General features: G+C 60.2%; 22 protein-coding genes. All 22 read left to right on the plus strand.

Annotation, left to right across the window (positions count from 1 at the left end):
• The 22 genes from flgG (at window position 1) to flgD (ending at window position 20,249) form a co-directional block, all read left to right on the plus strand.
• Window positions 1-786 (plus strand): flagellar basal-body rod protein FlgG, encoded by a 786-nt coding sequence (flgG, locus tag OOZ53_RS19300; RefSeq protein ID WP_271091348.1) that lies wholly within the window; start codon window positions 1-3, stop codon window positions 784-786.
• A 26-nt stretch (window positions 787-812) separates the two neighbouring features.
• Window positions 813-1,268, plus strand: coding sequence for a flagellar basal body P-ring formation chaperone FlgA (gene flgA, locus OOZ53_RS19305; protein ID WP_425499194.1), 456 nt, complete (start codon window positions 813-815; stop codon window positions 1,266-1,268).
• A complete protein-coding gene (locus tag OOZ53_RS19310) occupies window positions 1,265-2,371 on the plus strand; it encodes a flagellar basal body P-ring protein FlgI (protein WP_271091350.1) in 1,107 nt (368 codons plus the stop codon). The genes flgA and OOZ53_RS19310 overlap by 4 nt, the downstream gene beginning before the upstream one ends.
• Window positions 2,368-2,913, plus strand: coding sequence for a MotE family protein (locus tag OOZ53_RS19315; RefSeq protein WP_271091351.1), 546 nt, complete (start codon window positions 2,368-2,370; stop codon window positions 2,911-2,913). Before OOZ53_RS19310 ends, OOZ53_RS19315 begins: the two co-directional genes overlap by 4 nt.
• Window positions 2,910-3,620 (plus strand): flagellar basal body L-ring protein FlgH, encoded by a 711-nt coding sequence (gene flgH, locus OOZ53_RS19320; RefSeq protein ID WP_271091352.1) that lies wholly within the window; start codon window positions 2,910-2,912, stop codon window positions 3,618-3,620. The genes OOZ53_RS19315 and flgH overlap by 4 nt, the downstream gene beginning before the upstream one ends.
• Before the next feature lie 23 nt (window positions 3,621-3,643).
• Window positions 3,644-4,162 (plus strand): flagellar basal body-associated FliL family protein, encoded by a 519-nt coding sequence (locus OOZ53_RS19325; protein WP_271091353.1) that lies wholly within the window; start codon window positions 3,644-3,646, stop codon window positions 4,160-4,162.
• The gene (gene fliP / locus OOZ53_RS19330; RefSeq protein ID WP_271091354.1) at window positions 4,159-4,896 is read left to right on the plus strand and encodes a flagellar type III secretion system pore protein FliP; all 738 of its coding nucleotides are present in this window, start codon (window positions 4,159-4,161) and stop codon (window positions 4,894-4,896) included. The genes OOZ53_RS19325 and fliP overlap by 4 nt, the downstream gene beginning before the upstream one ends.
• Before the next feature lie 244 nt (window positions 4,897-5,140).
• On the plus strand, window positions 5,141-6,103 hold the full coding sequence (locus OOZ53_RS19335; RefSeq protein WP_271091355.1) for a flagellin N-terminal helical domain-containing protein: 963 nt from the start codon (window positions 5,141-5,143) through the stop codon (window positions 6,101-6,103).
• Window positions 6,104-6,499: 396 nt separating this feature from the next.
• The gene (locus OOZ53_RS19340; protein WP_271091356.1) at window positions 6,500-7,462 is read left to right on the plus strand and encodes a flagellin N-terminal helical domain-containing protein; all 963 of its coding nucleotides are present in this window, start codon (window positions 6,500-6,502) and stop codon (window positions 7,460-7,462) included.
• 348 nt (window positions 7,463-7,810) lie between these two features.
• On the plus strand, window positions 7,811-8,776 hold the full coding sequence (locus tag OOZ53_RS19345; RefSeq protein WP_271091357.1) for a flagellin N-terminal helical domain-containing protein: 966 nt from the start codon (window positions 7,811-7,813) through the stop codon (window positions 8,774-8,776).
• 176 nt (window positions 8,777-8,952) lie between these two features.
• Entirely contained in the window at window positions 8,953-9,612 is a 660-nt protein-coding gene (locus OOZ53_RS19350; RefSeq protein ID WP_271091358.1) for a hypothetical protein, read from the plus strand.
• Window positions 9,609-10,898, plus strand: a complete 1,290-nt coding sequence (locus tag OOZ53_RS19355) for a MotB family protein (protein ID WP_271091359.1) — start codon at window positions 9,609-9,611, stop codon at window positions 10,896-10,898. The genes OOZ53_RS19350 and OOZ53_RS19355 overlap by 4 nt, the downstream gene beginning before the upstream one ends.
• Window positions 10,899-10,904: 6 nt before the next feature.
• On the plus strand, window positions 10,905-12,176 hold the full coding sequence (locus OOZ53_RS19360; protein WP_271091360.1) for a chemotaxis protein: 1,272 nt from the start codon (window positions 10,905-10,907) through the stop codon (window positions 12,174-12,176).
• A complete protein-coding gene (locus tag OOZ53_RS19365; protein WP_271091361.1) occupies window positions 12,169-13,623 on the plus strand; it encodes a flagellar hook-length control protein FliK in 1,455 nt (484 codons plus the stop codon). The genes OOZ53_RS19360 and OOZ53_RS19365 overlap by 8 nt, the downstream gene beginning before the upstream one ends.
• On the plus strand, window positions 13,559-14,125 hold the full coding sequence (locus OOZ53_RS19370; RefSeq protein ID WP_271091362.1) for a transglycosylase SLT domain-containing protein: 567 nt from the start codon (window positions 13,559-13,561) through the stop codon (window positions 14,123-14,125). The genes OOZ53_RS19365 and OOZ53_RS19370 overlap by 65 nt, the downstream gene beginning before the upstream one ends.
• Before the next feature lie 281 nt (window positions 14,126-14,406).
• Window positions 14,407-15,078, plus strand: a complete 672-nt coding sequence (locus tag OOZ53_RS19375; protein WP_136659705.1) for a response regulator transcription factor — start codon at window positions 14,407-14,409, stop codon at window positions 15,076-15,078.
• 136 nt (window positions 15,079-15,214) lie between these two features.
• Window positions 15,215-16,471, plus strand: coding sequence for a flagellar hook protein FlgE (locus OOZ53_RS19380; protein WP_271091363.1), 1,257 nt, complete (start codon window positions 15,215-15,217; stop codon window positions 16,469-16,471).
• A 35-nt stretch (window positions 16,472-16,506) separates the two neighbouring features.
• Window positions 16,507-17,961 (plus strand): flagellar hook-associated protein FlgK, encoded by a 1,455-nt coding sequence (gene flgK, locus OOZ53_RS19385; RefSeq protein WP_271091364.1) that lies wholly within the window; start codon window positions 16,507-16,509, stop codon window positions 17,959-17,961.
• 4 nt (window positions 17,962-17,965) lie between these two features.
• Window positions 17,966-19,018: a flagellar hook-associated family protein gene (locus OOZ53_RS19390; RefSeq protein ID WP_271091365.1), complete on the plus strand. Its 1,053-nt coding sequence runs from the start codon at window positions 17,966-17,968 to the stop codon at window positions 19,016-19,018.
• A 45-nt stretch (window positions 19,019-19,063) separates the two neighbouring features.
• A complete protein-coding gene (gene flaF / locus OOZ53_RS19395) occupies window positions 19,064-19,411 on the plus strand; it encodes a flagellar biosynthesis regulator FlaF (protein WP_271091366.1) in 348 nt (115 codons plus the stop codon).
• The gene (gene flbT, locus OOZ53_RS19400) at window positions 19,408-19,857 is read left to right on the plus strand and encodes a flagellar biosynthesis repressor FlbT (protein ID WP_271091367.1); all 450 of its coding nucleotides are present in this window, start codon (window positions 19,408-19,410) and stop codon (window positions 19,855-19,857) included. The genes flaF and flbT overlap by 4 nt, the downstream gene beginning before the upstream one ends.
• On the plus strand, window positions 19,848-20,249 hold the full coding sequence (gene flgD / locus OOZ53_RS19405) for a flagellar hook assembly protein FlgD (protein ID WP_271091368.1): 402 nt from the start codon (window positions 19,848-19,850) through the stop codon (window positions 20,247-20,249). The genes flbT and flgD overlap by 10 nt, the downstream gene beginning before the upstream one ends.
• Window positions 20,250-20,257: the final 8 nt, after the last annotated feature.

Consider the following 20,257-nt stretch of genomic DNA (forward strand, 5'->3'; position numbering starts at 1 on the left):
ATGAAAGCACTGGCCATCGCTGCGACGGGCATGAACGCCCAGCAACTCAATCTCGAAGTCATCGCGAACAACATCGCCAACATCAACACGACCGGTTTCAAGCGCGCGCGCGCTGAATTTTCGGACCTGCTTTATCAGGTCGAGAAGGCGCAGGGCGTTCCCACCGCGGCCAATCAGGCGATTGTTCCCGAGGGCGCCTATATCGGCCTCGGCGTGCAGACCATGGCGATCCGAAACGTTCATATCCAGGGTTCGTTGGTCAATACAGGAAACGCGATGGATCTGGCGCTCGTCGGACGCGGCTGGTTCCAGGTCCAGAATACCGATGGCGAAACACTCTACACGCGGTCCGGGGCGCTCAATACCAATGCCAATGGCCAGATTGTGACGGCTGACGGCTACCCGATTGAGCCTGCCATAACCATTCCACAGGACACCAGCGAGACAGTGATCACCAAGTCCGGGCAGGTCTTTGTAAGGGTCGGCGATGATGCCAACCTGCAAGAGGTCGGGCAGATCACCATCGCCAATTTTGTGAATGAGGCCGGCCTGGCGCCGCTGGGCGATAATCTGTTCCAGGAAACCGAGGCTTCGGGCACGGCGATCGTCGGCGTGCCCGACGATCCGGGATTTGCCTCCATTGAGCAGGGCTATCTCGAGGCCTCCAATGTCGATGCCGTGAAGGAGATCACCGATCTGATTTCCGCTCAACGCGCCTATGAGATGAACTCCAAGGTGATCAAGGCGGCCGACGAGATGGCGGCGATCGTTTCGCAGAACATGTGATCCAACAGAACGCAGAGTATTACGCGATGATGATCCGGGCCGCCCTCGCCATTTCCCTGTTCCTGCTGGCAGGCGCATGGCGCGTGGCGGCCGCCGAGCCCTATGCGGTCATTCCGAAGCAGATCATCTATCCCGGCGAAACGGTCGAGGCGCATATGCTGGAAATGGTCAAGGTGACCAACCGGAATGTGCGGCGCGACTTTGCGTCCTCCATGGACCAGGTGGAAGGCATGATCGCCAAGCGGACCCTGCTGCCGGGTCGCGTTGTTCCGGTATCGTCCGTGCGCGAGCCCTATACGGTGGAGCGCGGTTCCGTGGTGACGATGGTCTTTTCGCAGAACGGATTGATGATCACGGCCCCGGGCAGCCCCCTGAAGAATGGCACCGTCGGCGATTTCATTCGCGTGCGCAACGTCAACACCGGTGTCATGGTCTCCGGCACTGTGATGGCCGACGGCACGATCCGGGTTGCAGCGCAATGAGGTGGGCGGCGGCGGCACTCGCGATAGCGATTGGTCTTGCATCGGCCTTTCAGGCGGCGGCGGCATCGCGCATCAAGGATATTGCCTCCCTGCAGAGCGCCCGCCAGAACCAGCTTATCGGCTATGGCCTCGTCATCGGTCTCCAGGGGAGCGGCGACAGCCTTCGCGGTTCTCCCTTCACCGAACAGTCCCTGCGCGCAATGCTGGAGAATCTGGGCATTGCTACGGAAGGCGAGTCGGCCCGCGTAAACAATGTAGCGGCGGTGATCGTCACCGCCGACCTGCCACCCTTCGCAAGCGTCGGTTCGCGCATCGATGTCAGCGTCTCGTCGCTTGGCGATGCCACATCCTTGCGCGGCGGCATTCTTGTCATGACGCCGCTATCGGCTGCCGATGGAGACATCTACGCCGTTTCGCAAGGCTCCGTGGTCGTATCCGGATTTACGGCGGAAGGGGACGCGCAGACCCTCACATCGGGCGTTACCACGACGGGGCGGGTACCGGGCGGTGCGATCATTGAGCGCGAGATCCCGATGCGTTTCAGCGAAACCGGCCACCTGACCTTCCAGTTGCGCAACCCGGATTTTTCGACGGCCGTCTCGGTCGCCGACGCCATCAACCGTCATACCGGCAAGCGATACGGCCGCATGCTGGCCAGCGCCAACGATTCGACAACCGTGAGCGTTTCACGGCCCAAGAATGTCGCGCTGCCGCGTTTCGTTGCCGAGATCGAGCGGCTGATGGTCGAGACCGATGCACCGGCCCGTGTTGTCGTCAATGAGCGCACCGGAACGATCGTCATGGGGCATGACGTGCGCATTTCGAAGGTGGCGGTCAGCCACGGGACGCTGACCATCCGGGTGAATGAATCGCCCGTCATCTCGCAGCCTCTGCCATTCAGCGATGGCGTGACGGCGGTCGAACCGCTGACCGATATCACCGCCATGACGGAAGGCGGGCAGGTGGCAATAATCAACGGACCCAATCTTCAGACGCTGGTCGCCGGACTGAACAGCATCGGCGTTCGCCCCGACGGGATCATCGCGATCCTGCAGGGCATCAAGTCCGCAGGCGCCCTGCAGGCGGAACTGGTGCTGCAATGACGAAAACCGCGCGACCTATCCTGAGCAAATTGTTTGCCGCGGCCCTGGCGCTGGCAACGGGCCTCGGCGCCTGGGGTCTGCCGCTGAGCCTGTCGATTGCTGCCGAAAAGGACGACGAGGCGATCCAGAACGAGATCACCGACGAGATCCGCGCCTTCTGCACGAACATCGCCGATGCGGCGCGCGACCGGCGCTATCTGCTGCAGAAGAGCGAACTCGAACAATTGCAGTCGGATATCGAGGACCGCATCGCGACGCTGGAAAAGCGCCGCGCCGAATATGAACACTGGCTGAAGCTGCGCAATGATTTCCTGGTCAAGGCGGAAGGCGGCCTGGTCGAGATATACAAGAATATGCGGGCCGATTCGGCGGCGGAGAAGCTCGAGCTCGTCGACGTGAACGTCGCGGCCGCCATCATCATGAAACTGAAACCGCGGCTTGCCAGCCAGATCCTCAACGAGATGGAAGCCGAGACGGCCGCGAACCTCACCAGCATCATAGCCAGCGCCGCGGATGCCAACATACCGGATGAACCGTCATGAACGCCCGACTATTCGTTATATCGCTTGGGCTTTTATTGGCCGGTTGCGGTTCAAGCACCTTCAACGACATCGGTCGCGCGCCTGCGATGAGCCCGATCGGCAGCGGTCTGCGCTACGGCCAGACACCGCAAATGGCGCTTTACCCGAAACCGCCGCGCAAGCCCGGCAACGGCTATTCCCTGTGGACAGACACCCAAAGTGATCTGTTCAAGGATGCCCGCGCCATGTCCGTCGGCGATATACTGACGGTCAACATAGCCATCAACGACAAGGCGACCTTCGACAATGCCACCGACAGGGACCGCACCAATTCGAGCGGGATCAATGCCGGCGGCAACTATGCCGTCAACGGGGCGGGTTCCAACGGAGAGTTCGGTTTGACATTCGGTTCGAACACCAGCACCGAAGGCAAGGGCACGACGGCGCGCTCCGAAAAACTTGAACTGCGCGTTGCTGCCGTGGTCACCGGCGTCCTGGACAACGGCAACCTCGTGATCAGCGGATCGCAGGAGGTGCGCGTCAACTACGAAATGCGCATTCTGAACATCGCCGGCATCGTGCGACCGCGTGACGTCGATGCCTACAATACGATCGCCTATGAGAAGATTGCCGAGGCCCGCGTCTCCTATGGCGGCCGCGGCAGGCTCATGGAAGTCCAACAGCCGCCGGTCGGTCAGCAGATCGTGGATATCTACTCACCAATCTAGAGCAAACGGCCAAGCAGGGTGACATGACGACACCTGAAGAAAAGACGAATAAGAGCGGCGGATCCTTCATCGTTACGGCGGTCGTCCTGCTCGTGCTGACGGCCCTGGCCGGCGGCGGCGGCTGGTTTGTCGGGATGATTGCCGGCGCCAAGAACAGTGAAGAGGCTTCCGAGGCGCGCGAGCAGGCGGCAAGCACCGAAACGGGTGAAGACGAAGATGCGGCGGATGGTGAGGCCGAAATGGCTTCCGGTGTCGTTGACCCCCAGATTCTCACCCTTGCGCCGATCACCACCAACCTGTCCTTCCCGTCAAGCAGCTGGGTCCGGGTAGAGGTGGCGCTCGTTTTCGACAAGGAGCCCGACCCGACGCTGGCCGAGCTGATCCATCAGGACGTGATGGCCTATATGCGAACGGTCTCTCTGCCTCAGATCGAGGGACCGCGCGGCTTCCAGCACCTGCGTGACGACCTTTCCGAACGTGCCGTGATCCGCTCGAACGGCCGTGTATCGAAACTGCTCTTCCGGACCTTTCTGATCGAATGACACGATTTGTTCTGGCAGCACTCGCCATGATGGCGATGGTGGCCACAGCCGATGCCCAGATACTGGACCCGAATGTGCTGACGCAGCCGGTGGACGGTTCAGTCGCCAGCTGGATCATCCGCACATTCGGATTGCTGACGGTGCTGTCCGTCGCACCCGGCATCCTCATCATGGTGACCAGCTTCCCGCGGTTCATCATCGCCTTTGCGATCCTGCGCGCCGGCATGGGGCTAATGACGACGCCGGCAAACCTCATTCTCATCAGCCTTGCGCTGTTCATGACCTTCTACGTCATGGCGCCGACCTTCGACCGCGCCTGGGATAACGGCATCCAGCCGCTGCTCGACAACGAGATCGGCGAGGCTGAGGCTTTCGAGCGGATCGGCGATCCGTTCCGCGATTTCATGCTGGCCAATACGCGCGACAAGGACCTGAATCTTTTCATCGACCTTGCCGCCGAACGCGGCCAGCCGGTGACCACCGACGGCAAGATCGATCTGCGCGTGCTCATCCCCGCATTCATGATCTCGGAGATCCGCCGCGGCTTCGAGATCGGCTTCCTGGTGGTGCTGCCTTTCCTGGTCATCGATCTGGTCGTGGCGACGATTACAATGTCCATGGGCATGATGATGTTGCCGCCCACCGCGATTTCGCTGCCGTTCAAGGTCCTTTTCTTCGTCTTGATCGACGGTTGGAACCTGCTCGTGGGAAGCCTGGTGCGATCCTTCGTGTGACCGGTCACCGAACCGGCGTAAACCCTTTGTTAACCATGTTTTTTAGATATTCGCGCCATTGTGGCGCCGATCTGCCGGATGTTAGCCATTTCGTAACCGCTGACCGTCAAAGTGCCTGGCAACATGACGGGAAAGGTCCCCACGTGAGCGTCGGGAGGCCGGCAGGCATGATGCCGATCCGCCATCACCGGTAATCAAGTCCGGTATGTCCCCTATCGTATCGGGTAACCCGAGGGACAATTCCATGACGAGTATCAATACAAACAACTCGGCGATGGCCGCGCTGCAGACGCTGCGGTCCATCAATTCCGGCCTTGAAACGACGCAGGCGCGTATTTCTTCCGGTTATCGCGTCGAGACCGCTTCCGACAACGCCGCCTATTGGTCGATCGCAACCACCATGCGTTCCGACAACAAGGCTCTCTCAACCGTCAGTGACGCGCTTGGCCTTGGTGCTGCCAAGACCGACATCGCCTATACGGGTCTGGAAAGCGCGATCGATGTTGTTGACGAAATCAAGTCCAAGCTGGTTGCTGCCGCTGAGCCGGGCGTTGATGTCGAGAAGATCAACTCCGAACTCACCGAGCTGAAGAACCAGCTGTCGTCGATCGCCGAATCGGCTTCCTTCAGCGGCGAGAACTGGCTCTACAACGACACCGGCTCTGCTGCTGCGACCGCTTCGATCGTCGGTTCGTTCAACCGTTCGGCTTCCGGTAACGTTTCGATCGCAACACTCGACGTTGATGTCGCGGCTGTTGTCCTGATCGATACGACGACCGATTCCGGCGGCATCCTGACCAAGGATATCGATGCCGATGCGCTGCTCGACACGCCGACCGGCACCGCCGACAACTACTTCCTGATCGACGGTGGCGGCACCGGTGGTACGGGTACGGAGATTTCCCTCTCCTCTTCCACCACCGATGCCCAGATCCAGGCGATGATCCGCGTCACCGACGAGGTCATGAGCCAGCTGACCGATGCAGCATCCAGCCTGGGTGCGGTCAACTCGCGTATCTCCATGCAGGAGGACTTCGTGTCCAACCTGATGGACTCGATCGATCAGGGTATTGGCCGTCTTGTCGACGCCGACATGAACGAGGAATCGACACGTCTGGCAGCGCTTCAGACTCAGCAGCAGCTCGGCATTCAGGCGCTTTCGATCGCCAACTCCAACACCCAGAACGTTCTCTCGCTCTTCCGTTAAGAGCGCCATCCATTGATGGAATAGGGCAAGTCAGGGAGCGGCCGTCAGGCCGCTCCTTTCTTATGACAGCATCTCGTTCGGCACGATGATACGCCGTATTCCCGTCGGGGTTGCGGCGTTCTGTTTTTCGCAGGAAGGCGGCCTCGTTGCCTGGCTGTTCGGCCGCTTGCCGGGTGCCGCGCCGAAATTAGCAATCCATTAACCAAAAAAAGTAATCCGATCCCGGCTTTGTTCAGAATTGATTAACCTTAATAATGTGTTGTAGTGGCGACGAATGACGGACCGGGCCTGCGGCATTTCAAGGGCAGGCCCCAGGTGAGCATGATGCGACACCGTCGTTGCCGGTGAACTACTCCGGCATGTCCCTTAGATGTCGACTGTCAGAAGGGGCAGACAATGACAAGCATTATGACCAACACCGCCGCTATGGCCGCGCTGCAGACGCTGCGTGGCATCAACTCTTCCATGGAAATGACGCAGGCGCGCATATCGTCCGGTTATCGGGTCGAGACCGCCTCCGACAATGCCGCCTACTGGTCGATCGCAACGACAATGCGTTCCGACAACAAGGCTCTTTCAACCGTCAGTGACGCGCTCGGCCTCGGCGCCGCCAAGGTCGATGTCGCTTACACCGCACTCGACAGCGCCATCGATGTTGTCGACGAGATCAAGTCCAAGCTTGTCGCCGCCGCCGAGCCGGGGGTCGACAAGGTAAAGATCAATTCGGAACTGGCAGAACTGAAGAAGCAGCTTTCCTCGATTGCTGAATCGGCTTCCTTCAGCGGCGAGAACTGGCTCTACAACGACACCGGCGCCGCGGCCGCGACCGCCTCGATCGTCGGCTCGTTCAACCGTTCGGCTTCCGGCAACGTTTCGATCGCAACCCTCGACGTTGATGTCGCGGCTGTTGTCCTGATCGACACGACGACCGATGCCGGCGGTATCCTGACCAAGGACATTGACGCCGATGCGCTGCTCGACACGCCGACCGGCACCGCCGACAACTACTTCCTGATCGATGGCGGTGGAACGGGCGGCACCGGCACGGAGATCTCCCTCTCCGCCTCAACCACCGATGCCGAAGTGGAAGCCATGATCCGCGTGGCCGACGAGATCCTCAACCAGCTGACGGATGTGGCCTCGGATCTGGGCGCCATCAACAGCCGCGTTCAGATGCAGGAGACCTTCGTTTCCAATCTGATGGACTCGATCGACAAGGGTGTCGGACGCCTGGTCGATGCGGATATGAACGAGGAATCGACAAGGCTGTCGGCTCTGCAGACGCAGCAGCAGCTCGGCATCCAGGCGCTGTCGATCGCCAACTCCGCTTCGCAGAACATCCTGCAGCTCTTCCAGTAACAGGAAACACCCGGCCCTCTTTAGGGCCGGGTCCGCCAATACGGGCATCGCAGCCGCACGAACCAGCGATTCGCCCGGGTGCAAATTTGCGGCAGATCTGGAACCGTATCACGCAAGTGGTGCGGTTTTTCCTTTCATGGGCCTGATTTTATTTACACTTTCGTTACGAAATTTAACAACTTGCGAAGCCGGTTAATACTCTGTTAACCATAGCCTGAATAGATTTGTTAACGAATGGCGGGCTGACCTTTTCAAAGCGGATCAGCGGGCATGATGCCAGCCGCTATTGCCGGTACAACGATCCGGCATGTCCCCCTCATAAAGATTATTGGTAACAGGGGCAGCCTGATGACCAGCATTATGACCAATGCCGCCGCGATGGCCGCGCTTCAGACGCTGCGTGGCATCAACTCTTCCATGGAAACGACGCAGGCGCGAATATCATCGGGCTACCGGGTGGAAACAGCGTCGGACAATGCCGCCTACTGGTCGATCGCAACGACAATGCGTTCCGACAACAAGGCTCTTTCAACCGTCAGTGACGCGCTCGGCCTCGGCGCCGCCAAGGTCGATGTCGCTTACACCGCACTCGACAGCGCCATCGATGTTGTCGACGAGATCAAGTCCAAGCTTGTCGCCGCCGCCGAGCCGGGGGTCGACAAGGTAAAGATCAATTCGGAACTGGCAGAACTGAAGAAGCAGCTTTCCTCGATTGCTGAATCGGCTTCCTTCAGCGGCGAGAACTGGCTCTACAACGACACCGGCGCCGCGGCCGCGACCGCCTCGATCGTCGGCTCGTTCAACCGTTCGGCTTCCGGCAACGTTTCGATCGCAACCCTCGACGTTGATGTCGCGGCTGTTGTCCTGATCGACACGAGCTCGGATGCCGGCGGTATCCTGACCAAGGATATCGACGCCGATGCGCTGCTCGACACGCCGACCGGCACCGCCGACAACTACTTCCTGATCGACGGTGGCGGAACGGGCGGCACCGGAACGGAGATCGTCCTGTCCGGATCGACCACCGATGCCGAAGTGGAGGCGATGATCCGCGTGGCCGACGAGATTCTCAACCAGCTGACGGATGTGGCCTCGGATCTGGGTGCCATCAACAGCCGCGTTCAGATGCAGGAGACCTTCGTGTCCAACCTGATGGACTCGATCGACAAGGGTGTCGGACGCCTGGTCGATGCGGACATGAACGAGGAATCGACAAGGCTGAACGCCCTGCAGACACAGCAGCAGCTTGGCATTCAGGCGCTGTCGATCGCCAACTCCACGTCGCAGAACGTCTTGCAGCTCTTCCAGGGCTAGCACTGAACACGAGACATTGAGGCGGCCGTCGTACCGGCCGCCTTTCTCCCGGATTGCGACGGTTGCGGCCGCTCCGCTCCGGCTCGTCCATCACCTTCGCACAAGTTTCGATACCTATGCTTTGCGGCAAAAGCTGCATGCGAACGGACCGGCGGTACCGGTCCGAGGGTGATTGAATGGCCTTGGCGATTGAACGCTATCTGAAAGATTTCGGAAAGCCCGAGACCTTTGTCGTGTCGGACGACATCGGGTTGCTGTCTGGACCGTCCGAGCTGCCGCCGATCGAAGCGGTTGCGCCGGAACCGTCGCTTCCCGTGGCGGCACCGGTCGACCTTGAGGCCGAGGTGGCCGAAGCCATGGAGCGCGGACGGGCCGAGGGAGCCGAGGCTGCGGAAGCGCGCCTGACGGAAGCCTTCGAGGAGGAGCGCGGGCGGCACCGGGATGAAATCAACGAACTGCGTACGCGCTACGAACAGGATTTCTCGACCGTCGTTGCATCCCGCTACGACGCGCTGTGCGATGAGTTGGTGGAAACGGTGGGAGCCCAGGTTACCCGTATTCTTGCTCCGGTCTTCGAACAGTCCTTGAGCGAACAGATGGTTACTTCCCTGGCCGAAGCCATTCGCCAGACCATGAAAGACCGTTCGGCGACCGTCATGACGATCACCGGCCCCGCATCGGTTTTCGACAACCTGAAAAACGCACTCGGAGACGATGCCGCGCAGTTGGAGTTCATCGAGAGCGATGAATTCGATCTGACAGTGCGTATCGACGATGCGGTGTTGTGCACGCGCCTTTCCGAATGGGCGGGCCGCCTGCGTGAGGTGCTTCCTTGAGCGAGAGCCAGTCGAAACACCACTCCGGTGGCGAGATCATCATTGTCAAGAAACGCAGTGGCAATCACAGCGGGCATCACGGTGGCGCCTGGAAGATCGCTTATGCCGACTTCATGACCGCCATGATGGCGTTCTTTCTGGTCATGTGGCTGATCAACGCCTCCAATGACGAGACCAAGGCGGCCGTTGCCAGCTATTTCAATCCGATAAGACTGACGGACAACAAACCCGCCGAGCGGGGCCTGAAACAACAGGATCAGGCGACGGTCGGCGATGAGGTCGAATATCTGTCGGACAGCGACAAGGCCGGTTACCAGTCCGGGCCGCAATCGGGCGGTGGCGACGACATCGATTCGGCCGCAGGCGAGGAGGTCAAATACTCCGATGCCGATTTTTTCGAAAATCCTTACTCCGTCCTTGCGGAGATAGCCCTGGAAACCGGACAGCAGACCAATGTCAGCGCTGCCGGGGAGGGCGGTGCCAACACGTCCGGTCCGGCGACTGGCGCGTCCGGGGGCGAGGCCTATCGTGATCCGTTCGATCCTGACTTCTGGTCAAAGGCGGTCGAAATCGCCACCTCCGCCGATATAACGGAAACAGGCGCGGAGCGCGGGCTCCTGGAAGGCGGCAGCCGCGATGCCATCGAGGAAGCGCTGGAGGCTGCCGAACCGGTCAGCGAAGAGCTGGAACAGGCGGTTGACATTGCCGGTGAGGCGGCCGGCGGCAAAACCGGCCGCCTGGTCATCGGCGCGGATGGTGAGGTCCAGGTCGAGGAGGCCGCTGACGTCGCGGAAGGTGAGCAGGCGCCTGACGAGGAGCAAATGCAGGAGGCCGCCGAACTGAAGGAACAGATCGAGCAGGCGCTGACCGAGGAACAGATCCAGCTCGGTGACGGGCTGACGGTCATGCCGGTCGATGGCGGGTTGCTGGTTTCCCTCACCGATGAGCTGAAGGGTGGAATGTTCAATGTCGGGTCTGCCGTTCCGAAACGGGATCTTGTCCTGGCCATGGGCGAAATCGGTCGCATACTGTCCGAGCGCCAGGGGCCCGTCGCCGTGCGCGGACACACCGACGCCCGTCCGTTTGCCGGAACGAAAAACGACAACTGGAAGCTCTCGATGGACCGCGCGCACAGTGCCTATTACATGCTCGTCCGCGGCGGGCTCAGGGAGAACCGCATCGTCGAAGTCTCGGGCTTCGCCGACCGCAAGCTCAAGAACGCCGAAGACCCGCTGGCCGATGCCAACAGGCGCATTGAGATCCTGATTGTCGGACCTCCGGGGTAGGCCAACATGGCGCGCATTTTGAAGCGAAATGCTGGATTGGCCTCGCAGCGTGTGTTTCGGGCGCTGCTATTTGGCCTGTTGTTGCACAATATGTGTGTGGTGGCGGCACATGCGGCGGCCAATGAAGATGACGCGATGCTGGCCCCGTACAAGATCGTACGCTCCCTTCAATCCGTGCAGGATTCGGTGGTTCAGGGCGACCATTCGGCCGGCGAGATGCAGCGCCATCTTCTCAAGATCGTTGACGAAAATCTGCGCTCCGCCGGTCAGGAAGCCTTTGAAGACCGCCGCAATGTCGAGGCCGCCTTCATCTATGCGATGAGCGGCGGTAATCCCGAGACGCTGGTGCTTCTGGTCGAAAGAGACGTGGAGGAGCGGTTCGACCGCCGCCTTGCTGCGGCTCTGCATGCCTATTTTTCCGGTTCGCCCGAAACCGCAAGGCCCGTTTTCCAGGAACTGCTTCCCGAATTCGCGGATGGTCGCCTGGGCGCCTATCTCATGCTGGTTACGGCCAATGTCGTTGCGGCGAGAGACGAAGAGGAGGCGATGCGGCTGTTCGACTGGGCCCGCCTGCTCGCTCCCGGCACGATTATCGAGGAATCGTCCCTTCGCCGTGCCACCCACATCGCGTCGCGCACCGGCGATGTGGACCGGGCGCTCGACAATGCCGAACGTTATGTCCGCAGGTTCCTGCATTCCCCCTATGCCAGCCAGTTCGTCGACATATTCGTCTATGCCATCGTGTTCCATTCGGAGAATGTCGATTCAGACCGGGTCGATTACATCCTGTCGCTGATGGACCGTCCGAGGCAGCGGGAGATTTATCTTCGCATGGCGCGCATGGGCACGATTGCCGGCAAGGAGGAGATTGCGCTTCTGGCCGCTTCGCGCGCCGAGGCGCTGTCCGGCGAAAATCGGGATGTCGTGCGTGACCTGGCGGGCTTCTATGCCGGCATCGCCAGGGTTCCGACAGGCGATGTGACAGAGGCGCTCGAGACCATTGCAGCCATTCCGGACGACAGACTCTCGAAACGGGACCGCGCCCTGCGTGACGCTGCAAAGACCATTGCCAGGCAGGTCATGGCGCCGCCCGATGCACAAAGACTGGCAATGCCGGTTCCGTCTTCCGAAGTGGTTGTGCCGGATGACGACGGGCCGCAGAACGACGAAACGGACGCGCCGGTAACGGATACGTCGGGCCATGTTGAGTTCCTGACGAACAAGCGCGCGACCATTGAAGAGATAGACACATTACTGGACGGGAGCAGCGATGAATAGCAATCCGCCATCGAACCCCGGAAAAGGGGCATCGGACGCCGTCGCGCTTCTCGGCAAGACCGCTGGAGCCGGCAAGCGCGGACAAGCCATGTCCGGCCAGGACACCGCCTTCAGGACAGCCTTTGACGAGGCGAGCGCCGCGGCGAAGTCCGGGGGGGCGAATGTTTCGCAAACGCCGGCCGGCGGGGCGAATCAAACGGCCGGCGCAGATGCCCGGTCAGGGTCGGCGCACGCCGAATCGCGGCACGCCGCCATCCTGAACAGGCCGGCGCTCAAGGATGGCGACATCGCCCCACCGGAGCCAAATGCGGTTTCGCCGAAAACCGCCACTGAGCCCGCGCTTGCGACGTCGCAGAAAGCTGAAACGCATGTGAACCTGCGTGAAACGCCCATACTGAAGACGGAAAAAGACCCGGAAACAGCCTCCACCCCGAATGAGGAGGCAGACAGCAACCCGCCGGAATTGCCGCGCCATGAAGGCAGACGGCCGGAGCCGCAGATCCTGCCGCAGCAGGCCGCTGCGCACGGCGTGGTGCCGGCTTCCATGCCGGCAAAAGCGTTGGCGCGTCCCGTTACCGGGCCCGGTGGATCAGAACAGCCCTCGCAAGGCACCGAGATCCTGCGCCATGTCGAGTTTAAGAGCGCCGCAGACGGGGCAGCGCGGTCTCAGCGGCTTGCGGATGGCGACCAGGCCGGCGCCAGGCAACAGGATGACGCGGTTCCACCCGGCGGCGCCCGACGGGCCCTTGATCTGTTCGGCTTCGCGCGCAGCGCTGATACCGCGACACCAGGCGCCGGACCGGCGCTTGCCCCGCCCGCCGACGGTGGAGAGCAAGTCAGCCTGTCGACCGCAACGGTGACGGTTGTCGAGGCGAAGCAGTTTCCTGGATTGTCCGCCAGCCAGTCGAGTGCCGCCGCGGTCGTCAGCGCCGCAACGGGCGATGCGTCCTGGAGCGCGATGCTGCGCGGCGCGGAATCGATTTCCGCCCAGAGCCTTGATCAGGTGCAGAACACGGTCAATACGCTCAAGATCCGGCTTAATCCCGTGGAGCTGGGCAATGTCGATGCGACATTGAAACTGTCCGGCGGTCAGCTCGTCATGGAGCTGAAAGTGGAAACGATCGAAGCTTACAGGCATCTTTCGGACAGTCAGAACATCATCGTGAAGGCTCTGAAAAGCCAAGGCTATACGGTCGAGCAGATCATCGTCCAGCAACCTGGGTCTGAGCGTGGATTCGTGCAGCAATCGGCCGGTGCCGCGCAGGGCGGCAATCAGGCGTCAAGCGACGGGTCCACCCATACCGGACAGCACAATTCACCCCATGCGGGAACGGGTGACAGCCAGGGCCGGCGCGAAAGGGATGGGCAGGACAATGATCACAATGCTTCGAGCGAACAGCCGGCTGCTGCTGGCACTTCCGGTATGGCTGACGCTGTTTATCTTTGAGGCCGCGGCGGCAACCGGCTCATGTGAAAGGCAGATCGCCTCCGCCGCCAAACGGCATGGTGTGCCGGTCGGCATTCTGTATTCGGTTGGCCTTGCCGAGACCGGTCGCAAGGGGTCGCTGCATCCCTACGCCTTGAACATCGAGGGCGAGGCGGTTTTTGCAACGGATATCGCGGCAGCGCTGCGGGCCTTTCACCGCGCCCGGGCCCGCGGGCAAAAGCTCATCGATCTTGGCTGCATGCAGATCAATCATTATTACCACCGGGGTGAATTCGATGATCTGCGATCCATGCTGGACCCCGCGAAGAACGTCGATTACGCGGCAAAATTTCTCGCCGATCTGCGTCGGCGCCACAGCAGTTGGACGATGGCTGTTGCCCGTTACCACGCCGGTCCGCACAATGATCCGGCACAGAAAAAATATGTTTGCCGCGTGATCCGCAACCTGGTGGCAACCGGATATGGGCGCTGGACGGACGCGGCAAAATCCTTTTGCAAATAGCAACCATTGGTAGAGTAAGACGCTTCTGAGGGTTGTGCACCCAATTGTGTCACCGGGGTGGCCTGTCAAGACAAATTTCATTAATCGGCTGATGCAAGCGTTAACATTTCCACAGTTAATATGCACCTATCCACAGGCAGCCACTATATCTAGTGGCAAATCACGGCTCTCGTCACGTTCAACTACGAAAAAGCACCATTAACTTTCTGTAATTGTCGGAGAATCCGCCCTTTCGTTACCAATTGATTAACGGGGGTACAAAGTGATTCGGGGGCGGACTGATGATCGTTGTGGTTGATGAGCGGGAACTGGTGACGGAGGGGTACACGTCGCTGTTCGGCAGAGAAGGTGTTCCATCTGCTGGATTTGATCCCGACGAATTCGGTGAATGGGTCCACACGGCGGCGGATTCCGACATTGATGCGGTGGAAGCATTCCTGATCGGTCAGGGCAGTGACAACATGGTCCTTCCCCGGGTGATCAGAGACCGGTCCAAAGCCCCCGTGATCGCCGTCAGCGACAAGCCATCTCTCGATACCACGCTCGCCTTCTTCGATTGCGGTGCCGACGATGTTGTCCGCAAGCCGATCCATCCTCGCGAGATCCTGGCGCGGGCCGCCGCAATCAGGCGGCGCCTGGAGCCGGAACTGGAATATACCGAGATCGGCAGGATCCGCGTCTATTCGGACGGGCGCGATCCGGAAATCGACGGGCAGGCCTTCCCGCTGCCGCGCCGTGAACGGCGTATCCTCGAATATCTCGTCGCCAATCGTGGCCGCCGCGTGACCAAGGCGCAGATATTCAATGCCATTTACGGCATCTTCGACGACGACGTCGAAGAAAACGTGGTGGAAAGCCATATCAGCAAGCTGCGCAAGAAGCTGCGCATGCGCCTCGATTTCGATCCGATCGATTCAAAGCGTTTTCTCGGCTACCGCATCGACTGGCAATAGGCGCCGCAGCCTTGACGGCCCGTGCGGGCGCGCCGCCCCCATTTCGCTCTACAGCCTCCCGAAGCTCGCCTGGTAAGCCAGTTTCGCGCAAGCCTGCAGAACTACCTTGTCGCAAACGCAAACGGGGAATTGTGCGATGAGCCTCTATGGAATGATGCGGACCGGTGTATCCGGCATGAACGCTCAGGCGGCGCGCCTGGGCACGGTTGCGGACAATATAGCCAACGCCAACACCACCGGTTACAAGCGCAGTTCGACGGAATTTTCGTCCCTTGTTCTGCCGAGTGCCGGCGGAACCTACAATTCGGGTGGTGTCAGCACCTCGGTGCGCTACGCCATTTCCGAAGAAGGCGCGCTTCAATTCACCACGTCGATCACCGATCTTGCCATCGGCGGAGACGGCTTCTTCGTCGTGCAGGACAGTTCCGGCGTGTCTTTCCTCACCCGGGCGGGGTCCTTTATTCCCGACAGCGAAGGCAACCTTGTCAACGCGGCTGGCTACATGCTGATGGGCTACGATTATGCCAATGGAGCGCCCACGCCCGTCGTAAACGGATTTGACGGCCTTATGCCCGTCAATGTCTTGCAGGGCGAACTGCTTGCGGAAGCTTCGACCTCCGGGATTTTCACCGCCAACCTGGATTCAGACGCCGCCATCTCGCCCGGCCCGTTTCCGTCGACCAACTCGGCGACCGCGGACTACACGCACAAGAGCTCGCTTGTGGTCTATGACGATCTCGGTGGCGAGGTCCTGCTGGATTTCTACTACACCAAGACAGCGGCCAACACCTGGGAAGTGGCGGTTTACGACCAGGCCGGCGCCACTGCGGGAACCTCGTTCCCCTATTCGTCGGCGGCCCTGTCAACGGTCACGATCGATTTCGATGCGACCAGCGGCACCCTGTCGGGAACAAGCCCGACATCGATTTCCGTTCCCGTGCCGGCCGGCCAGAGCCTGAGCATCGACTTTTCCGGAATGACCCAGCTTGCCTATGAGTTCAATGTCGGCGACGCGAGTGTCAACGGCAATGCGCCGAGCAAGGTGGAGAGCGTCGAAATCACCAATGACGGGACTGTGTTCGCGAAATATGAGAACGGCACGCTTGAGCCCAAATACAGGATCGCGCTGGCCGACGTGCCGAGCCCGGATGAACTCAAGCCGATCTCCGGCAACGTTTTTGCCCAGAACAGCGAATCGGGTGTCGTAACGACCGGTTTCGCAGGATCCGGCAACTTCGGTGACATCGTTTCGGGCGCGCTGGAATCATCCAACGTCGATATAGCCGACGAACTGACCAGCATGATCGAATCCCAGCGCAGCTACACTGCAAACTCGAAAGTCTTTCAAACCGGATCGGATTTGATGGAAGTCCTCGTCAATCTGAAACGATAGGGCCATCAATGGCCCTGGAGGCGTAAGTCCAAGAAATGTCACTGTCATCGGCGATCAGTACTGCACAGTCCATACTGTCGAATACATCCAGACAGACCTTGGTGGTATCCGACAACATCGCCAATGCGGGCAATCCCGACTACGCACGCCGCGCGCCGACCCTCCAGACCTATTTCGGCGGCGAATTGTCGGTCTCCATACAGCGCGCCGAAAACACGGTGCTGTTCAACCAGTCGCTTGACTATCTTTCGGTGAGCAGTGCGCAGGCCATCGTCTATGACGGTCTGGAGCAGTTGAAGACGTCGATGGGCGGCAATGACTACGAGCTGTCGCCGTCCCGCTATATCGGCGACCTGCGGGACATGCTGCAGACACTCGCCGCCACGCCCGGCGATTCAACGCTGGCCGCATCCGTCATATCCGCCGCCCAGGATGTCGCCAACAGCATCAACGATGCCTCGGCCTCCACACAGCAGCTCCGTCTCGAGGCCGATCAGGCAATCGGTGAGCGCGTCGACAAACTCAACAATCTGCTGACGCAGTTCGAGGCGGTCAACAACGACGTCATTGCCGGCACCGCTGTCGGGGAAGATGTCTCGCAGGCCCTGGATTCGCGCGATTCTCTCTTGCGGGAAATCTCGACACTTGTCGGTATTCGCACGCTTGAGCGCGGCAGCAACGACATCGCGATCTACACGACCGGCGGTCAGACCCTGTTCGAGACCGTGCCGCGATCGGTATCGTTCGTTCCCACCAACGGTTTCGACGCAACGATCGGCGGCAATGCGGTCTATATTGACGGCGTGGCCCTGCAGCCCGGCGATGGGCCGCAGACAACCGCGAACGGAGAGTTGGCCGCCTATCTTCAGATCAGGGACAACGCCGCCCCGACCTACCAGTCCCAGCTGGACGAGATCGCCCGCGGCCTGGTCGTCGTTTTTGCCGAGCATGATCAGAGCGGATCTGCGCTTCCGGATTTACCGGGTCTGTTCACCTGGTCCGGAGGCACGGTGCCTTCCGCCGCGACGATCGAACCCGGTATCTCGGCGACCCTTTCGGTCAATCCCGCCGTTCTGGTGGATACCGGCAATCCGGCGCTGCTGCGTGATGGCGGCATCAACGGAGCCGCGTACATTTCAAACGCCTCCGGCGCGACCGGCTTTTCGAGCCTGCTGGACAGCTATGTGACGGGGCTGGAAGAGCCGATGTCCTTCGATCCGGCCGCCCTTGCGGGCGATGGCGCGAGCATGATCGGTTATGCGTCCGACTCGATCGGCTGGCTGGAACTTTACCGTTCACAGGCCTTTGAAGCCGCCGAAACACGCGAGGCGGCAACGGTTCGCATTTTCGAAAGCTACAGCAACGAAACCGGCGTCAACATAGATGAGGAGATGGCGCTGCTCCTCGATCTCGAGCAGTCCTACCGGGCGTCCACGCAATTGCTGCAGACGATCGACGAGATGCTCCAAGCCCTGTTGGCGGTGAGGTAGGGCGATGAAAACGACATTCGTATCGACCCTGGCCATACAAAGCGCCCTGCGGCTGACCGTTCAGCGCGCCCAGGCTGAGATGATGAATGCCCAGACCGAGGCGACGACCGGCCGCCACGCCGATATCGGGCTGGAGCTGGGTGCGCAGACGGCAAAGACCATTTCGCTGAACCGCGATGTGGCGCGGCTGCACACGATCATCGACAGCAATGCGCTCGTAACCAACCGCCTGTCGTCGTCCCAGAACGCGCTGGAGCAGATGGCGAACAGCGCCCAGCAGGTGCTCGACACGCTGATCAGCATGGTCGACATAAACGATCGGGGTCGTCTCGACGTGGCTGCCGAAACGGTGCAGACGGCCTTCCAGAACTTTACATCCTTCGCCAATTCATCGGCCAATGGCGAGTTCCTGTTCGCCGGCATCAACACCGATGTGAAGCCGCTTGCGGACTACACGGAAGGCGGCTCGGCGGCCAAGGCAAGCTTTGACGCGGCCTATCTGGCCTATTTCGGCTTTACGCAGAATGACGCCGCCGCATCCGGTATCACGACGGCGCAGCTTGATGATTTTCTGACCAATCAGGTGGAGCCTCTCATCCTTGGCGCGGGATGGAACACGGACTGGTCGAGTGCCGACGACCAGGTCATGACCAACCGCATCAACACGAATGAAGTCATCGACAGCTCCGCCACGATCAATGCTGACGGGCCGCAAAAAATGGCCATGGCCTCGACGATCGTCATGGAGATGCTCTCGACGCCGTTGTCGAGCGACACGCGCCAGGAACTTGTCGAGCGCGCCATCGACTATGTCGCACAGGCGATCACCGGAATAGATTTCCAGCGGGCGCAACTCGGCTTGTCCGAGCAGCGAATCGAAAAGGCCAATGATTCGATCCAGGTCCAGATAGACCTGATGTCGGTCTATATCGGCGAACTTGAAAATGTCGACGTTTACGAGGCTTCGACGCGTCTGACCCTGTTGCTGACGCAGGTCGAGACCTCATACACGCTGACAGCGAGGATCCAGCAGTTGAGTCTGACCAATTACCTGTAGTCGGACGCGCAACGGAGAGTAACGGAGAGGGCGAAGGTAGCTGAAATGTATCAGTTCTCATATGCGGAAGTGCAGCAAGATGCAGTTGCTGACTCCAAGGACCGCGAACGGCAGGTTCTCGACAAGTCCATCAGGATGCTGGAGGAGGCGAAAGAGCACGGTCCGAAATCCCGCGAGTCAATAGAAGCCCTGTTTTTCGTGAACCGCGTCTGGGTGCGTTTCATCGAGGACCTCGGGTCACCCGAAAACGAATTGGAGCAGGAACTGCGCGCCAATCTTATTTCGATCGGCATCTGGATACTGCGCGAGGCCGAGAAGATACGATCGGGTGAATCCCGGAATTACGAGGGCATCATCGATATTTCATCAATTATCCGGGACGGTCTGAAATGAAGAGTTCATTGCGCATTTCACTCAAGACCGGCGAGAAGATTTTCATCAACGGCGCGGTGCTCCGCGTCGACAGAAAAGTCGGCCTGGAATTTCTGAACGACGTCACATTCCTTCTCGAGAACCATGTTCTGCAGCCCGAAGATGCATCGACGCCGCTGCGTCAGCTTTACTTCATCGTGCAGATGATGCTGATCAACCCGGAAGGCGCCGAGCAGTCCCATGCGATGTTCAAGAAGTCCATCGTCATGCTGCTCAACTGCTTCAGCAACGAGCAGATCCTGACCGAGCTCAAGCACATCGACGCCATGGTCACCGAGGGTCGTGTTTTCGAATCGCTCAAGGCGATCCGCGCCCTCTACAAGATCGAGGAAGACATTCTCAACAACCGGCAGATGCCGGTGGAAACGCTGGAAGACATCAAGAAGGAGATTGCGCCATGGCGGTAGAAGCAGTTTCTAACAGCGCCCATACGGGTTCCTCGGCGGCGGCGAGCGCGGCCGAAAAGGCCACGGTCGATTACGATACCTTCCTGCAACTGCTGGTCGCCGAGATGAAGAACCAGGATCCGACCGAGCCGATGGATTCGACCCAGTACATCTCCCAGCTTGCCTCGTTCTCGCAGGTCGAGCAGACCATTCAGACCAATGCGCGGCTCGAGGAACTCCTTGCATCGAATTCCGTCTCGCAGGCCGGATCGCTGATCGGCCGCACCGTGACTTCGAATGACGGGACCGTGACGGGTATCGTCGAGCAAGTCGAACTCTATGATGACGGCATTGTCGCTGTGCTCGATACCGGTGAGAAAGTCGTCATGGGTGCCGGGCTGACGGTGTCGTAAGGGCTGGG

Origin of the sequence: Allohoeflea poritis, from assembly GCF_027889715.1 — a bacterium.
In the GTDB taxonomy this organism is placed as follows: domain Bacteria; phylum Pseudomonadota; class Alphaproteobacteria; order Rhizobiales; family Rhizobiaceae; genus Hoeflea_A; species Hoeflea_A poritis.

What these genes read in the sequence shown, in the direction of transcription:
- flgK (WP_271091364.1), top strand. Translation starts at nt 16,507, where the DNA reads ATGTCACTGTCATCGGCGATCAGTACTGCACAGTCCATACTGTCGAAT.
- flgH (WP_271091352.1), top strand. Translation starts at nt 2,910, where the DNA reads ATGAACGCCCGACTATTCGTTATATCGCTTGGGCTTTTATTGGCCGGT.
- OOZ53_RS19375 (WP_136659705.1), top strand. Translation starts at nt 14,407, where the DNA reads ATGATCGTTGTGGTTGATGAGCGGGAACTGGTGACGGAGGGGTACACG.
- OOZ53_RS19390 (WP_271091365.1), top strand. Translation starts at nt 17,966, where the DNA reads ATGAAAACGACATTCGTATCGACCCTGGCCATACAAAGCGCCCTGCGG.
- OOZ53_RS19380 (WP_271091363.1), top strand. Translation starts at nt 15,215, where the DNA reads ATGAGCCTCTATGGAATGATGCGGACCGGTGTATCCGGCATGAACGCT.
- OOZ53_RS19340 (WP_271091356.1), top strand. Translation starts at nt 6,500, where the DNA reads ATGACAAGCATTATGACCAACACCGCCGCTATGGCCGCGCTGCAGACG.
- flgD (WP_271091368.1), top strand. Translation starts at nt 19,848, where the DNA reads ATGGCGGTAGAAGCAGTTTCTAACAGCGCCCATACGGGTTCCTCGGCG.
- fliP (WP_271091354.1), top strand. Translation starts at nt 4,159, where the DNA reads ATGACACGATTTGTTCTGGCAGCACTCGCCATGATGGCGATGGTGGCC.
- OOZ53_RS19335 (WP_271091355.1), top strand. Translation starts at nt 5,141, where the DNA reads ATGACGAGTATCAATACAAACAACTCGGCGATGGCCGCGCTGCAGACG.
- flbT (WP_271091367.1), top strand. Translation starts at nt 19,408, where the DNA reads ATGAAGAGTTCATTGCGCATTTCACTCAAGACCGGCGAGAAGATTTTC.
- OOZ53_RS19360 (WP_271091360.1), top strand. Translation starts at nt 10,905, where the DNA reads ATGGCGCGCATTTTGAAGCGAAATGCTGGATTGGCCTCGCAGCGTGTG.
- OOZ53_RS19325 (WP_271091353.1), top strand. Translation starts at nt 3,644, where the DNA reads ATGACGACACCTGAAGAAAAGACGAATAAGAGCGGCGGATCCTTCATC.
- flgA (WP_425499194.1), top strand. Translation starts at nt 813, where the DNA reads ATGATGATCCGGGCCGCCCTCGCCATTTCCCTGTTCCTGCTGGCAGGC.
- OOZ53_RS19310 (WP_271091350.1), top strand. Translation starts at nt 1,265, where the DNA reads ATGAGGTGGGCGGCGGCGGCACTCGCGATAGCGATTGGTCTTGCATCG.
- OOZ53_RS19365 (WP_271091361.1), top strand. Translation starts at nt 12,169, where the DNA reads ATGAATAGCAATCCGCCATCGAACCCCGGAAAAGGGGCATCGGACGCC.
- OOZ53_RS19345 (WP_271091357.1), top strand. Translation starts at nt 7,811, where the DNA reads ATGACCAGCATTATGACCAATGCCGCCGCGATGGCCGCGCTTCAGACG.
- flaF (WP_271091366.1), top strand. Translation starts at nt 19,064, where the DNA reads ATGTATCAGTTCTCATATGCGGAAGTGCAGCAAGATGCAGTTGCTGAC.
- OOZ53_RS19350 (WP_271091358.1), top strand. Translation starts at nt 8,953, where the DNA reads ATGGCCTTGGCGATTGAACGCTATCTGAAAGATTTCGGAAAGCCCGAG.
- OOZ53_RS19370 (WP_271091362.1), top strand. Translation starts at nt 13,559, where the DNA reads ATGCTTCGAGCGAACAGCCGGCTGCTGCTGGCACTTCCGGTATGGCTG.
- OOZ53_RS19315 (WP_271091351.1), top strand. Translation starts at nt 2,368, where the DNA reads ATGACGAAAACCGCGCGACCTATCCTGAGCAAATTGTTTGCCGCGGCC.
- flgG (WP_271091348.1), top strand. Translation starts at nt 1, where the DNA reads ATGAAAGCACTGGCCATCGCTGCGACGGGCATGAACGCCCAGCAACTC.